This is a genomic window from Chryseobacterium binzhouense, from assembly GCF_007474545.1.
GTDB lineage: Bacteria > Bacteroidota > Bacteroidia > Flavobacteriales > Weeksellaceae > Chryseobacterium > Chryseobacterium binzhouense.
The window spans coordinates 269,382-284,723 of sequence record NZ_VKOG01000002.1 but is presented as its reverse complement, the minus strand read 5'-3'; the positions used below and the strand labels follow the sequence as shown (position 1 = coordinate 284,723).

10 protein-coding genes are annotated in these 15,342 nt (G+C 38.8%); 5 read left to right on the top strand and 5 right to left on the bottom strand.

Annotated elements, in window-relative coordinates; genetic code table 11:
• Position 1 precedes the first annotated feature (1 nt).
• The 3 genes from FNE73_RS07075 to FNE73_RS07070 are packed head-to-tail and all read left to right on the top strand — an operon-like array spanning position 2 to position 2,966.
• Complete coding sequence (locus tag FNE73_RS07075; protein WP_143884057.1) at positions 2 to 2,086, top strand: type IA DNA topoisomerase; 2,085 nt, start codon at positions 2 to 4, stop codon at positions 2,084 to 2,086.
• On the top strand, positions 2,086 to 2,412 hold the full coding sequence (locus FNE73_RS17060; RefSeq protein ID WP_286651098.1) for an ORF6N domain-containing protein: 327 nt from the start codon (positions 2,086 to 2,088) through the stop codon (positions 2,410 to 2,412). Before FNE73_RS07075 ends, FNE73_RS17060 begins: the two co-directional genes overlap by 1 nt.
• Positions 2,370 to 2,966, top strand: a complete 597-nt coding sequence (locus tag FNE73_RS07070; protein WP_286651097.1) for a hypothetical protein — start codon at positions 2,370 to 2,372, stop codon at positions 2,964 to 2,966. Before FNE73_RS17060 ends, FNE73_RS07070 begins: the two co-directional genes overlap by 43 nt.
• Positions 2,967 to 2,972: 6 nt before the next feature.
• Here the strand turns inward: FNE73_RS07070 and FNE73_RS07065 are convergent, their stop codons facing one another.
• Together FNE73_RS07065 and FNE73_RS07060 are read right to left on the bottom strand one after the other, a co-directional pair.
• On the bottom strand, positions 2,973 to 4,310 hold the full coding sequence (locus tag FNE73_RS07065) for a hypothetical protein (RefSeq protein ID WP_143884056.1): 1,338 nt from the start codon (positions 4,308 to 4,310) through the stop codon (positions 2,973 to 2,975).
• Positions 4,311 to 4,362: 52 nt separating this feature from the next.
• A complete protein-coding gene (locus FNE73_RS07060; protein ID WP_143884055.1) occupies positions 4,363 to 5,646 on the bottom strand; it encodes a hypothetical protein in 1,284 nt (427 codons plus the stop codon).
• A gap of 203 nt (positions 5,647 to 5,849) precedes the next feature.
• Between FNE73_RS07060 and FNE73_RS07055 the strand changes: the two genes are divergently transcribed.
• Positions 5,850 to 6,287: a DUF1896 domain-containing protein gene (locus FNE73_RS07055; RefSeq protein ID WP_143884054.1), complete on the top strand. Its 438-nt coding sequence runs from the start codon at positions 5,850 to 5,852 to the stop codon at positions 6,285 to 6,287.
• Positions 6,274 to 11,733 carry an N-6 DNA methylase gene (locus FNE73_RS07050; protein ID WP_143884053.1) on the top strand — a complete coding sequence of 1,820 codons (5,460 nt, stop codon included), beginning with the start codon at positions 6,274 to 6,276 and terminating at the stop codon, positions 11,731 to 11,733. The genes FNE73_RS07055 and FNE73_RS07050 overlap by 14 nt, the downstream gene beginning before the upstream one ends.
• 55 nt (positions 11,734 to 11,788) lie before the next feature.
• Here FNE73_RS07050 and mobC read toward each other — a convergent pair whose 3' ends face one another.
• From mobC to FNE73_RS07035, 3 genes are all read right to left on the bottom strand, one after another.
• The gene (gene mobC / locus FNE73_RS07045) at positions 11,789 to 13,786 is read right to left on the bottom strand and encodes a conjugal transfer protein MobC (protein ID WP_143884052.1); all 1,998 of its coding nucleotides are present in this window, start codon (positions 13,784 to 13,786) and stop codon (positions 11,789 to 11,791) included.
• Positions 13,787 to 13,900: 114 nt separating this feature from the next.
• Positions 13,901 to 14,707 (bottom strand): DNA alkylation repair protein, encoded by an 807-nt coding sequence (locus tag FNE73_RS07040; RefSeq protein WP_143884051.1) that lies wholly within the window; start codon positions 14,705 to 14,707, stop codon positions 13,901 to 13,903.
• Positions 14,704 to 15,342 carry a peroxiredoxin-like family protein gene (locus FNE73_RS07035; protein WP_143884050.1) on the bottom strand — a complete coding sequence of 213 codons (639 nt, stop codon included), beginning with the start codon at positions 15,340 to 15,342 and terminating at the stop codon, positions 14,704 to 14,706. The genes FNE73_RS07040 and FNE73_RS07035 overlap by 4 nt, the downstream gene beginning before the upstream one ends.

Genomic DNA, 15,342 nt, shown 5'->3' with positions numbered 1-15,342 from the left:
TATGAAAACAGTTATCGCAGAAAAACCAAGCGTAGCAAGAGAAATAGCCAGCTTATTGGGAGCATCTGATAAAAAAGACGGTTACCTAACAGGTAATGGCTATTTTGTTACCTGGGCATTCGGTCATTTAATTGGCTTAGGAATGCCCGAAGATTACGGGATTTCAGGATTTGACAAGGCTTCATTGCCCATTCTCCCGAACCCGTTTGTTTTAACCGTTCGCAGGGTCAAAAAAGACAAAGGCTACGAGGTCGATACAGGAGCATTAAAGCAACTGAATATAATTAAAGAACTGTTCAAAAAAAGCGATAGTATTATCGTTGCTACCGATGCAGGACGTGAGGGCGAACTCATCTTTCGCTATATTTATGAACACCTGAAATGCAAGAAACCATTTGAACGGCTTTGGATTAGTTCATTAACTGAAAAAGCCATTAAACAGGGTTTTGACAACCTAAAAGATGGTGTAGCATTTGACGGATTGTTTCAGGCAGCACAAGGCAGAAGCCGTGCTGACTGGCTGGTGGGCATCAATGCTACACAGGCACTAAGTATCTCGGCAGGCAATGGTATTTATTCGCTGGGCAGAGTGCAAACACCTACATTGGCCTTGATTTGCAAACGCTATCTGGAAAACAAAAATTTCTCTGTTAAGAAATATTGGCAAATTCAGCTATCACACAACAAAGACAGTATTGATTTCAAAAGTATCTCTAAAAAGAAATGGGACGAACAAAAGTTTGCCGAAGATGCTTTGAAGTTGATCCAAAGACAGAGAACTGCAATTGTTGTGTCGGCGGAAAGCAAGAACGTAACGGAGCAATCACCCTTATTATTTGACCTTACAGGTTTGCAGAAAGAAGCTAATAAAAAACTTAACCTGTCTGCCGAGCAAACGCTCAATATTGCCCAAAGCCTTTACGAGCAAAAATTTATTACCTATCCCCGTACCGGAAGTAAATACATTCCTGAAGATATGTGGACTGAAATTCCCAACCTTGTAAGAGCATTACAGGATAATGAACAATTTAAGCAAGCGGTATCAAAATTAAAATGGGGTCGGTTTAATAAACGTATCGTAAACGATTTGCGTGTAACAGACCATCACGGGTTACTGATAACTGACAAAATTCCATCTGCCCTTAGTGCCTATGAAACAAAGGTGTACAATATGATTGCCTTTCGATTGCTCGAAGCCATTTCACAAGCCTGTATAAAAGAAGTTACGGATATAGTACTGGAAGCATCACATTACGATTTTATACTGAAAGGCTGTAAGATATTAGAGGCAGGATGGCGTTCCATAAAAGGTAATTTCTCGGACGATGATGCCGAACCAATACAAAACTTGCCCGAACTGAAAAAAGGCAATGAGCTGAAAATTAAAGAAGTTGTTTGCTTGGAAAAGAAAACCAAACCGCCCGTACTTTATACAGAAGCCGGGCTATTGTCGGCAATGGAAAATGCAGGAAAGGAAATCGAAAATGAAGAAGAAAGGAAAGCCCTGCAAAATATCGGTATCGGTACGCCTGCTACAAGGGCGGCAATAATTGAAACCCTGTTTACCCGTAATTATATTGAAAGAGAAAAGAAATCCTTGATCCCAACGGAGAAAGGATTACAGGTTTACGAATTGGTTAAAGAACGTAAAATTGCAGATGTAATAATGACTGCCGAATGGGAATTGGCTTTACAGAAAATTGAAAACAACGAAGTTGATGCAAGAGTGTTTTTGAGAGAAATGGAAATCTATGCGAAGTCCATAACAGACGAACTCCTGCAAACTTCCATTGCTCAAAACAACCTGCCTAAACTGAATTGCCCGAAATGTAAAAGCCAGCAACTCATCATACGGGATAAAATTGTAAAGTGTCCTGATGAAGTTTGTAATTGGATACAGTTCCGTAATGTGTGTGGCGTACAAATCGGCATAACTGATATTGAAAGCCTTATCAGTAAAGGCAAAACTTCTCTCATCAAAGGAATGAAAAGCAAGTCAGGAAAGAAATTCGATGCCTTTATCATATTGGATGAAGAATACAAAACCTCTTTTGAATTTGAAAAAAACAAAAGTTACAAAAAGTAATGGAAAACAAACCTACCATTAGCACAACGGAAATCAAGAGCCTGATTTATTCCATACGTGGAAAGCAAGTGATGCTGGATAGAGACCTCGCTTCCTTATACCAAGTGGAAACAAAGAACCTCAACAAAGCGGTAAAAAGAAATATGGAAAGGTTTCCTATTTCATTTTGCTTTCAATTGACAGATGAGGAATTTGAAAACTTGAGGTTCCAAATTGGAACCTCAAGTTTAAACTATGGTGGAAGACGTTATCTACCTTATGCTTTTACCGAACAAGGTATTGCATGGCATCTGCTATACTCCGTTCACATATTGCTATTAAAGTGAGCGTTGAAATTATGGAAGCTTTCGTAGAAATGAGAAGAATGCTAATCAGTAACGCCTCTTTATTTCATCGTTTGGATAAGATTGAATTGAAGCAATTACAAGCCGATCAAAAATTTGAGGAAATCTTTAAGGCTTTGGAAAACGACAAGCTCCACAGCGAAAAAGGTATCTTTTACAACGGACAAATTTTCGATGCCTATACCTTTGTTTCTGATATTATCCGAAGTGCTGAAAGCTCCATTATCCTGCTTGATAATTATGTGGACGATACGGTACTGACCTTGTTGAGCAAACGCAAGGATACTGTAACGGTAAAAATCTATACCAAAAGCATCAACAATCAGCTCCAATTGGATTTACAACGGTATAACAACCAATATCCTCCAATTGAAGTTGAGATTTTCTCTGATGCACACGACCGATTTTTGATTATTGACAATACGGAGCTTTACCATATCGGAGCATCACTTAAAGATCTGGGCAAAAAATGGTTTGCCTTTTCAAGAATGGATATTGAGGTCGCTAATATGTTACAATTTCTGAACGGTTTATAAATTAGTTTACTTAGCCTCCTCTTGGGGATTCTCCAAAGGATGAAAAGCTGCAATCCTGCCACTTCCCAAAACATGCAAGGAATAGTGATTGCCGTTAAAGTATAGCGATTTGTCCCCGAAAATTCTGAAATCCTTGCCTTGCGATAGCCTGTCGTTTATTTGTGGTAAGAGGTTCTCAATGGCGATTTTTAGAATACGCCTTATGTCCTTATAAGAATACTGAAATTTCGTTTTATTCTCAAAGTGGCCTTCGATGGCTAATTCATCACAATGACGCAGATAGATGTGAAGAAACCCTTCGTAATCCCAATAGATAGGCTTAACAACGTTATGATAAGCCAAAGTTTCATTGTCAAACTCAATCCTGGAAATTTCAAGAGCCTTGTAAATTTCCGGGTATTCTTCTTTGAACTTTTCTAAAGTCTTATTGGTAGAACGCTTAATTTCTTTGACGACAGCTTCAATACGCACAGCTTTACGCTCCTTCAAAAACTCATTAAACTCCAGTATTTCTTCCGCAGAAATATCTTTGGCGTATAATTTAGCTTCCAACTCAAAAAAACGAGATAAATAGGTTTTATTTCCATCTTCTGAAAATCCTTTATTCTTTATAATATCCAAGTTCGCTGATTCAGGTTCTAAGTAAAATGATAGACCGCAAAACTTAGCCCATTCATCATCAGTTAGCGGATATCCACTTTTAATCTTTTGTCCTAACAGCCAATGATTTGATCGGTTCACATCAAATCCTGTGGGGTCCATTTTTATTTCAATTGTGTTTGGTATTTCTTTCTTGCCGACTTGTCCGAAGGCTTTTGGGGCAGGAAGATTCGTAGCTAAAACTTCATAAATATCACCGCTAATGAATCCTTCATTCTTTAGTTGTTCTTGCTGTTCCTTTGATAAATGCTCATCTGTGGAGTCAAATTTTACAAGGCCATTTGTTCGGGGCACATTCCCGGATTTAATGACTTGCTCCAGTGCTTCACGTTCTGCCTTTCCATACAATATAATACCCGAAATGTTACGTCCATATTTTTGCGCTGATTCGCTGTATTTGTGGAACTCAATACTGATGAATTTTCGTTCGTATTGACCATACATGGCATAAATCTCTTCAACAGAGAATTGAAATCTTTCCTTTTTCTGATCCTCAATTTCCTGTTTGAATTTTTCCAGCTCACCCCGGTATATTGAAATCGCATATTCCAATTGAGCGATTATTTCTTTATTCTCCGCTGGTGTAGCGGCTAATGTTTTTTCATGTGTGTTCAACTGTTCCTCGACTATATCACTAAGTAGATATAAACCTGGATCATTTATCTTATGGGTAATTCCATACATAGTTTCTCGATTTATTTGGTTAGTTTTTCTTACTATTTTCTATCAGTATAATTCACTTTGGATTAATCAATTCGTAAATCTTTTCACGCCTCGAAGTTGTATAGTTTTCGACTTTCGCAATAAATTCTTTCCGGTCCTCATGTTCGCTAATCAATAGAAATTCACCTTCCTCGTCTATAATTCTAGGATCGAAAATAATATTCATTTTGAGAATATACTTTTTGAAAAAGTCACCAAAATCATACGACTTAAAGTGAATGTTTTCCACATAAGTTCCCTCGTGGATATTAAAGGAACCTACTAAGACCTCAGCGTTTTTTCTATCAAAACCCGCATAGAATTTTGCATGAAAATCACGTTTGAACAAAGCCTTCTTATCAGTTAGTTCATCTACAGTTGGATTTAAAAGTCCGTAATCTTTAAGAACATTAATGTCCATACCTGTATTAGCCGAACCTTCAAGGAAAGATGTAAGGGTCGCTTTTCTCGTTAGCAAGGTTGTTTTATGCGGAATTGTGTTTTTTAGTATCCAATTCCAAAGCTCAACACGTTGTGCTTCGCTATTCTTAAAGTCAAAACCAATAAAGGGAACTGCTAAAAAAACTTTATTGTAGTAAACCTGCCATCTTATTAATAGCTTCTGAAGAATTGACAAGCAATCATCCCTATCGTAAACGCCATCTATTGTGAACTCCAAATCTGCACCTATCACATCTATCAGTATCAGTTGATGCTCTTCCTCTATAGGCAATTCCCTTTCTATAAAGTCCTTATATAAAACTCCTTTCGTGTTAAATCCGCAAGAGCATTGATAATCTACTACAACAATGATACTGTCCGGGTTTCCAGCTCTTCCTTTGAGGTAATAGTTTAAGTATGAATTTATTGACTTGTTTATCGAGGGTAACTTATCAGAAAGTTGAGCATATAGGATTGGTTCAAGGTGTGTTTTGCATCCCGGACAGAAAAAGATATTTTCTTCAATATCGCTAAAAGTAGGTTTTTCATATTCTCCCGTTTGAACAAATAGTAAGTTGTCGAAACTAAAATCTTCAGGGAAACTATCTAAGTCATGTTTTTTTAACGTCATTATTTTTGACTCTGGAACATCATTATCCCAAGAATCTAAAATCTTTGCTCCAGATTTGACTGAAGAATAATCGTCCGGATTCTTTACCTTATAAGGAAACTTTGTACCACAGTTATCACACTGCAATATCCACCCTCCACTATCGTTAACACCGCCCGGTACTTTACCAATTGACAATTGGATATTTCTTGGACAGGAAGGATTTGGACATTTTACCACTTCTGTTCTATGACTAATTTCAAACATGATCGTTATGTTGTTCGGTTATAAGCATTTCCTCTGATATATATTCAGATTCTCAGTTCAAAAATACAAATTAATTCCTCTGGTATTTTACGAGGTCACGCCAAATCCCGCCTCTCAAAGCCAAAGCCTACCACTTCTGCAAAGGAACTTATCTGCTACTATAATTTTAGGCATTGAGCAAAATTCTAAATAAAAAGTATAGTATGAATATACAGCAAAAAGACCTCTCGTATTTCAGATTACGACTGCAAGAATTATTAAACAATAGCTTCCCCGAAAAGGCGAATGATAAAAAATTTATCGAGCAACGTGCATCGTGGGCAGCAAATGCCTATGAGGGTGCTTTCAGTTCGGGAAATACTATTGAGCAGTGCAGCGAAATAGCGAATTATATCCTGTTTGAAAACCTGCATTTTTCCAAGTTTGATACCGTGTTTCAAGTCGTGTGCAATGAGTTTGATACCATAATGGCAGACGAGGAACTGCGACCGTTCGCCCTGAAAATGTTTCCTGTGTGTGAGCCTGTTTTCGAAAGATATGAGCTAACCGATGATTTCACATATGACACAGAGTTTGACCTGCTCTATACCGAACTGACCGGAACCATCGCAATATGGATAGAGGAAAATGGGCTTCAGTAAACGCCAACATCTCCAACAGAACATTGATGCCCTGCGAATTGCTTTTAAACTGGAAAAGGAGAACCGTCAAGCCACCGTAGGCGAAAGACTGCTAATGATGCAATACAGCGGATTTGGCGGTCTTAAATTCGTTCTGAACCCCGTAGAGAACGAAATAGACATCAATAATTGGAGAAAAACGGAACACGACCTTTTCCTGCCTACGCAGGAACTCCACCAACTACTCAAAGAAAATTCCCAAGACGATAAGCAATATCGCAGGTATGTGGATAGTATGAAAAGTTCTGTACTAACGGCTTTTTATACACCGCCACAGGTTATAGATGCTATTTCCACAACCTTGCGTGATAGCGGTCTGAACATTCAGAAATTTCTCGAACCCTCCGCAGGTATTGGCTCATTTATACAGTCCTTTTATGAAAACCAAAAAGCGAGTGTTACCGCTTATGAAAAGGATTTGCTTACAGGTAAGATTTTAAAACAGTTTTACCCCGAAAGCAATATCCGTATAAGCGGGTTCGAGGAAATACCTGAAAGGGAGCAAAACAGCTATGATGTAATTGCCAGTAACATCCCGTTCGGCGATACTTCTGTATTCGACCTTTCCTATTCCCGAAGTAAGGACAGTGCAAAGGTTCAGGCTGCCCGAAGCATACACAATTACTTTTTTCTGAAAGGTGCTGATATGCTCCGTGATGGCGGTATATTGGCTTATATCACTTCGCAAGGCATACTTAACAGCCCAAAGAACGAACCCATACGCAGGGCGTTGATGCAGGATAATAACCTGGTTGCAGCTATCCGTCTGCCCAACAATCTGTTTACAGAATATGCAGGTACAGAAGTAGGAAGCGATTTGATTATCCTGCAAAGGAACACAGCAAAACAAGGTCTGACCGAAAGAGAAGATTTATTTTGCCAAAGTACGAAAACAGGCTACGGTACGCCAAGCAATGCTTTGTTAGATAAAAGTGGACAAATTGTACATACACATTGGAAAGTAGCTACCGACCCTTACGGGCAACCTGCTTTAATCTATACACACAACAAGGGTGTTGAGGGCATTGCAAATAGCCTTGAACAGATGCTTTCCGATGATTTTGGAAAGCATTTAAACTTGTCTTTGTACAAAGAAAAACGGAATGATGAACCTATTGTTCAAATTCCGACACAGCCCATTGTTACACCTCCAGTTATTGAACGTGAAATTCAAGAGCGTGAAATCATTCAGCCGGAACAACATCGTTTAACACAATCAGCCATCATACTGGAAAGTCCGCAGGAATTAAAACAGTTAAGCATTTTCGACCTGTTTGAAAATGATGATGAAAACATAGCGGTTTTAACTCCACCAAAGAAAGCAACGAAATCTAAAAAGCAAACTACCAAAAAACAACGGGCTAACATTGGTCGCCAAATCGACCTGTTCAGTTCAGCAATGCAGCAACCTTATACGCCTTCAGTTTCCAATGGCTCGGTCAATAGAATCGTTCCACCCAACGGAACAAAACAGGAAATTATTCGCGATTTATTTTCGCAGTCTAACGGAAATGACCAGGCTGATAAACCAGCTATTTCCGTACCTGTTCTTGCAGCCATTCCTAAGCCTGCTCCGTATAGTGGCGAATTGCAATCGTTCCATCGTAACGATTGCCTTGTGGTTGATAATGGTTGGGTAGGTCATTTACAGGAAGTAGATAAAGTGGATAAAACTGCAATGTTCTACCCATTGCAATTACCTTCTTTACAGAAAGCAAGAGCCGAAGCGTATATCGGAGTACGTGATATTTACCAACAGCTTTACAATAAAGAAGCGGAACTACAAACCGAACATAAGGCAGAAAGAGAAAATTTAAACCAACTGTACGATGCTTTTGTAAAAAGGTACGGTAGTCTGAACAGTGCCGATAATATCAAGCTGATTAAGACGGATAGTGCCGGAAAAGAAATCCCTTATTTGGAGCGTGTAAAAGGGAGTGTTATCCATAAAGCGGATATTTTCAGCCATCCTGTAAGTTTTTCCACGACAACATTAGCAACCGATAATCCCGAAGAAGCATTAGCATCCTCATTGAATAAATACGGAAGTGTTGATTTGGACTATATGTCCGAAATCAGCAGTATGTCTGCAGATGCCTTGAAAGATGCTCTGCACGGTCGTATTTTTTATAATCCCCTGCAAAGTGAATACGAAATTTCCGAACGCTGGATAGCCGGTAACGTGGTAGAAAAAGCACAGGAAATAATAGAATATGTAGAAAGCAATCCCGAAGATACCGAAGCAAAGCACAGCCTTATGGTATTGGAAGAAGCCCGACCAAGACGTATCGAATTTGAGGAACTGGACTTTAACCTTGGTGAACGCTGGATACCCACAGGTATTTATGCCAAATTTGCTTCACACCTGTTCGATGCGGAAGTGAATATCCATTATTCCGACAGTTCCGATGATTTTTCCGTAATCTGTAATCGGGGCAATCAAAATATATGGGTAAAATATGCGGTAAAGGCTGAAAGCAGGACGTTTGATGGCGTTGCTCTGCTCAAACACGCTCTTGTCAATACGACGCCCGATATCACCAAAAAAGTCGAAATAGACGGCAAGGAAGTCAAAGTAAAGGATATGGAAGCCATACAGATGGCAAACACTAAGATTGACGAAATACGTACCGCTTTTACCGATTGGTTACACGCACAGAGCAATGAGTTTAAAAAAAGGCTAACCGACCAATACAATGATAAGTTTAATTGTTTTGTTCGCCCAAACTATGATGGAAGCCATCAGGAGTTTCCGGGATTAGACCGTAAAGCATTGGGCATTGAAGACCTGTACGGAAGTCAAAAAGATGCCGTATTGATGATTAAACTCAATAACGGTGCTATCTGCGATCACGAAGTAGGTACAGGAAAAACATTGATAATGTGTACGGCAGCACAGGAAATGAAGCGTTTGGGACTTGCTCATAAACCAATGATAATCGGGCTGAAAAGTAATGTGCACGAAATCGCCGAAGCCTATCGCACTGCCTATCCGCACGCTAAAATCCTCTTTCCGGGCAAAGAAGATTTTACACCGCAAAAACGCCTGCGAATTTTCGGAGATATTAAAAACAACGATTGGGACTGTGTGATTTTAACACACGACCAATTCGGTATGATACCGCAATCGCCAGAAATTCAAAAGGAAATCCTCGAAATAGAATTGGATAATGTGGAGCGAAACCTCGATGCGATGCAGTCGCAGGGAGCTGAAGTAACAAGAGGTATGCTTGCCGGGTCCATTAAACGGAAAGAAAACCTCGAAGTAAAGCTAAAGACTTTACAGCACGATATTGAAAATCGCAAAGATGATATTGTCGATTTTAAAATGATGGGCATAGACCATTTATTTATCGACGAGAGCCATCAGTTTAAAAACCTGATGTTCAACACCCGTCACAGTCGTGTAGCGGGATTGGGTAACGCGGACGGTAGCCAAAAAGCTCTGAACCTATTGTTTGCTATCCGAACCATACAGGATCGTACCGATGCGGATATGGGGGCAACCTTTCTTTCGGGAACGACTATCAGCAATTCATTAACGGAATTGTACCTCCTGTTCAAATACCTGCGACCACGAGCATTGGAAAAACAAGGCATTAACTGTTTTGATGCTTGGGCTGCAATCTATGCCCGAAAAACGACTGACTATGAGTTTTCGGTTGCCAATAATATCGTGGCAAAAGAACGTTTCCGCTACTTTATCAAAGTACCAGAGCTTGCACAGTTCTATTCGGAAATTACAGATTATCGTACTGCAAAGGATATTGGTATCGACCGACCTGTAAAAAATGAAATCCTGTATAACATTCCACCAACTCCCGACCAGGATGTATTTATTAAAAAACTGATGGAATTTGCCAAAACAGGAAATGCAGTCTTGTTGGGAAGACCGCCCTTATCTCCAACAGAAGAAAAAGCAAAGATGCTGATTGCTACGGACTATGCCCGTAAGATGTCATTAGATATGCAAATGGTAAGCGGAGCTTACAAAGACCATCCCGATAGCAAGGCTTCACATTGTGCAGGTAATATTGCCAAATATTACAACAAATTCAACGCACAGAAAGGAACGCAGTTCGTGTTCTCGGATTTGGGAACGTATAAGCCTAATGAATGGAATGTGTATTCCGAAATTAGACGCAAACTCGTGGAAGACCACGGTATACCTGCAAACGAAGTACGCTTTATACAGGAAGCAAAAACGGACAACCAACGTAAGGAACTGATTAAAGGAATGAATGAGGGCAAAATCCGTGTGTTATTCGGCTCAACAAGTATGCTCGGTACAGGTGTCAATGCACAGAAAAGAGCTGTTGCCATTCATCATCTGGACACACCTTGGCGACCAAGTGACCTTGCCCAACGTGATGGTCGAGCAATCCGCAAAGGCAATGAGATTGCCAAGTTCTTTGCCGATAATAAAGTAGATGTAGTTATCTATGCCGTTGAAAAATCACTAGATAGTTATAAGTTTAATCTGTTGTTCAATAAACAGTTATTTATCGACCAATTAAAATCCAATAATCTCGGTAAACGTACTATTGATGAGGGCAGTATGGACGAAAAATCGGGAATGAATTTCTCAGAATATGTAGCAATTCTTTCGGGAAATACTGACCTGTTGGATAAAGCCAAAGTAGAAAAACAGATTGCAGGATTGGAAAGCGAAAAACAGGCGTTTAACCGTTCCAAATCAAGTGCGAAATACAAGCTGGAAGATTTTACGGCAGAACTGGGTAAAGCTCAATCCCGCTTTGACAGGATGAGCCTTGATTGGACTAACCTTCAAGGACGTATTCAGAAAAAACAGGACGGTACAGTTGTCAATGCAATTCAACTGACCGACCTGCCGCCAACCTCAAATGTAAAACAGATTGGAGCGAAACTCAATGAATTGGCGGACAAAGCCCATACAGGTGGTGACTATAAAGAAATCGGCAGCCTTTATGGTTTTCAGCTTTTGGTTAAAACTGAAATGACACAAAAAGACAGTAGCAGTCTTGTTGAAAAACATAACCGTTTTTTTATACAGGGTGAGGGAAATATTAAATACACTTTCAACAATGGTGTAATGGCTAAAGAACCTGAAACAGCTTCGCTGAACTTTCTAAGGGCATTGGAAAAATTGCCAACTTATATCAAAAAAGAACAGGAACATATGGCAGAGTTCCAAAAAAATATACCGATACTTCAGGAGGTTGTTAATGGTACTTGGCCTAAAGAGAAGCGGTTAAACGAACTAAAAACCGAATTAGCGGGCATTGACCGGAAGATACAATTATCCCTTTCGCCAGATAAAAAAGCAGATGCTCTGGAGCAAGTGGAAAAGCAGAAAGAAACTCCAAAATTTCAGGAAGGCATTATACGGACAAAAGGTATTCATATACCTCGTAGTATATTTTAGTAACATAGTATACGGGCAAAATAAAAGGGAGATCTAACATCTTCCTTTTATTTTATCACTCTTGCACCAAATACTGCAAATCTGGATCGTTTTTAATTCGCTCCAATTCACTTTCAATTATATGAACTACGTCTGATTTTATCTGCCGATAGTTTTTTTCAATCTCTTGTTTCATATTATTTGTACCGTTCTTATCTGTGAAAGATAAAATCTGCGGTATTTTTTGATAGGCTTTAGTTTCGGAAGCTACTTTGTCATTATCTACTACGATTTCACAGTGAAATATTTTCTGTTCAATACGTTCATCAAAATTGTCTGAAATTGCTCCTACAAACATCCCTTGTGTTAGCGTCGATATTTTAGATGCCGGTATTAAACTATCTAACTGAGTTGAAATAGAAGTAGATTTATCATTTCTGTTGATGGTTAAACTCTGCCTTTTTTGTAGAACCTTCCCGAAACGTTCCGAAAGACTTTTTGCCGTTTCTCCTACAACTTGTCCGCTAAAAATATTGCCGACTGTGTTTTGAATCACTTTAGCTTCCTTATCTCCATAATCACGTATTAATTGTGAGAAATCCTGAAATCCTAGGCAAACTGCTACCTTATTACTACGAGCTGTTGCAATCAAATTATCCAACCCTCTGAAATAAATGGTAGGCAGCTCGTCTATGATAACTGAACTTTTCAATTGTCCTTTTTTATTGATGAGTTTTACAATTCTTGAATTATATAAACCCAATGCTGCGGAGTAAATATTTTGACGGTCAGGATTGTTCCCAACACATAAAATCTTTGGTTCTTTCGGATTGTTGATATCCAGTGAAAAATCATCGCCAGTCATTACCCAATATAGTTGTGGACTGATCATTCTTGACAAAGGGATTTTTGCCGATGCGATCTGCCCTTGTAATTGGTCTTGTGCTCCACCTTGCCACGCATCCATAAAGGGTGATAAGTAATTTTCTAAATCAGGATATGAGGTAAGAATTGTGAATACATCCGAATACTTTTTATTCAGCAATTCTATGGCGTGGGGAAAAGTGCAATACTTGCCATCCTCATATATTTTTAGATACCAGATAATGGCAGCTAGTAAGATAATCGGACTTTCCACGAAGAAATCCCCTTGCTTCTGGATCCACGATCTGTTAAGATTCAGCATTATCGTGTAAGCTGCTTCATAAGCATCTGAAATGTCCGTCATAAAGTCGGGATTGAGTGGATTGCAACGGTGACTCTTACGTGGGTCGTCGAAATTTATCACGTAGAATTTCGGCTGAATTTTATACTTGTCTCGATGCTTCAGCAAATGATTATAGGCAATGGTAGAAAGATCGTCAAACTTGAAATCGTAAATGTACATGGAGAAGCCTTTCTCAATCTGCTGTTTAATGTAATTGTTTACAATAGCATACGATTTACCCGAACCCGGTGTCCCCAACACAATCGTTGCCCTAAACGGGTTTACGATATTTATCCAACCGTTATTCCATTTATTTTTGTAATAAAACTTGGTGGGTAGATTGACAGAATACTCATTTTCCATCAACTTTGTTTCCTGCTGAAAACTCTCATTTTCATTATTGAAAACATCTTCCATTAAATTGGTGCGAAGCAAACGGCTCATCCATACTCCGGCTACCATTAAGCCGATATAACCTAAACTTGTGGTAAGGATATACAGAAATGTAGCAGTGTTCAGTGGTAGCTTTAATAATGGAAAGTTCAGGAAGAAAAGGATAAAACCGATAGCTAAAGCCACATAGATTTTAGTCCAGGTTATCTTTTCGTTTTTAACGCCCTTAGTACCCAAACAGCTTAAAGACAACAAAACCAAAGCAAATACTTTGGTATATAAGGTATTCGAAAACAGCCCTACCGTTCGCTGAAAATTGCTTAATATTTCGTTGATGACTTCTAACGTACAGCCACGTTCTATAAAGAAACCGTAGCAAAACCAATACAAATGCATCAATACTATAATGATGCTTACTGCTCGCATAAAAGCCATTATCTTGGCAAGCCCTCTTAAATCGTCTTCTCCTTGCATTATTTTGAGTTTTAATGTTCGGGCGTGAATTTAAGGGCTGTGCCGAGTGGTTATTAGAATCTGGCATTCTATGGCGGTGCGTGGCGGTGTTTGGCTGAACCAAATTAATAATATTTACGGCTTATTGATAGTCCGCAATGCTTTTTTTAGAATGTAAATCGTTTCCTTTGTTTCACTTTCTTTTTCCCACCGCTTGCAAAGTGCCTTTACAAAATCGGGGTGGGTTTTACTTGCGTCATTGAGCCAATTACCTACACTATCTTGCACGTATTTTGATTTGTCGGATTTTAAGGCTTCTAATATTGGCAGTCCCAAATCGGGATTTTGCTTTAATTCTTCGATGTGTTCGCACCATACTCCACATGGTCTTGTTGCTTCGGTAGTAAATCTTCTGATCTTTTCATCTTCGTTTGATGTCCACTCCGAAAGAATTTGAATGCTTTGGGTAAGGTTTTGAGAAATTTTAGCTCGTACAGCTAACCAAGCTATTTCCCTTACTCCAAAATGTTTATCTGCTGAAAAAGGTTGAATTTGTTTGAGTGTTTCTGCAATGTTCAACTTTTCATTTTTGCCAATGGTGTAAGTTGCCCAACAGCGAACTAAATCGGCTTTGTGGTGAGATAATACGGTTAAGAAATCACTATCATTATGCTGTATTGTTTGCTCAAAAATTCCTGTTCCGATAGCTTCGTTTATTGTATTTACAGTTTGCTTTTTCAGTTGGTCGATTTTGTTCAGAATTGGTTTCAGATAATCTGTTCGTTGATTTTCTGTAAGCAAATTTTTTAGTAACAGACGCTGATCAACAGCTAACCACTCTACGAGGTTAGCTGTTTCGATTTCTCCAGAATTAAGCTGTGCCAATATTTCTGCCGGAATATCCTTTGTGCTTCTTGCTCCTTTTCGTTTTACTTCGTTCATAATTGCTCTATCAGTTCTTGTATATTTATCCTGTTCATATAGTTGGTATCAACAAATTTATAGACAATGCTACTATTTGTATCTATCACAAAAACGGCAGGAACAGGCAATTCGTTATTATTATTCTCGTTGTATTCTGACAGCTCTATACCCAAACTGCTATAAGTCGGAATTACATAGTTTTGAAGTTCAAACGTAATACCAAGCTGTTTAGCCAAAGCATTGTTTTTATCTGTCAATAATTCAAATTCTAAATGGTGATTGATTTTGAGTTCTTCGCTATAATCGGACGTTTGAGGGGAAACAGCAATGAGCGTTACATTTTTACCTGTAATCTGTTTCAAATTATCCTGCAATGCTTTCAGTTCAAGATTGCAATAAGGACACCAACTGCCACGAAAAAAAGCTATTATCACTTTTCCGTTTTGTAAAAGCTCTTTTAACGCTACGGTCTTATCGCTCGTATTTGGCAGACTAAAATCTGGAAACTTATCGCCTACGCTGATACTGCTATCTTCCATATTTTTAGCTTTCAAATCCTGAATAGATTTACCGAATACCTCTAAAACTTCTGTCGGAAGTTGTTTTGCTAAATTTTCATTTAGTTCGTTAATCTGTTGTTCTAAATTTTTCAT

What these genes read in the sequence shown, in the direction of transcription:
- FNE73_RS07075 (WP_143884057.1), top strand. Translation starts at nt 2, where the DNA reads ATGAAAACAGTTATCGCAGAAAAACCAAGCGTAGCAAGAGAAATAGCC.
- FNE73_RS17060 (WP_286651098.1), top strand. Translation starts at nt 2,086, where the DNA reads ATGGAAAACAAACCTACCATTAGCACAACGGAAATCAAGAGCCTGATT.
- FNE73_RS07070 (WP_286651097.1), top strand. Translation starts at nt 2,370, where the DNA reads ATGGCATCTGCTATACTCCGTTCACATATTGCTATTAAAGTGAGCGTT.
- FNE73_RS07065 (WP_143884056.1), bottom strand. Translation starts at nt 4,310, where the DNA reads ATGTATGGAATTACCCATAAGATAAATGATCCAGGTTTATATCTACTT.
- FNE73_RS07060 (WP_143884055.1), bottom strand. Translation starts at nt 5,646, where the DNA reads ATGTTTGAAATTAGTCATAGAACAGAAGTGGTAAAATGTCCAAATCCT.
- FNE73_RS07055 (WP_143884054.1), top strand. Translation starts at nt 5,850, where the DNA reads ATGAATATACAGCAAAAAGACCTCTCGTATTTCAGATTACGACTGCAA.
- FNE73_RS07050 (WP_143884053.1), top strand. Translation starts at nt 6,274, where the DNA reads ATGGGCTTCAGTAAACGCCAACATCTCCAACAGAACATTGATGCCCTG.
- mobC (WP_143884052.1), bottom strand. Translation starts at nt 13,786, where the DNA reads ATGCAAGGAGAAGACGATTTAAGAGGGCTTGCCAAGATAATGGCTTTT.
- FNE73_RS07040 (WP_143884051.1), bottom strand. Translation starts at nt 14,707, where the DNA reads ATGAACGAAGTAAAACGAAAAGGAGCAAGAAGCACAAAGGATATTCCG.
- FNE73_RS07035 (WP_143884050.1), bottom strand. Translation starts at nt 15,342, where the DNA reads ATGAAAAATTTAGAACAACAGATTAACGAACTAAATGAAAATTTAGCA.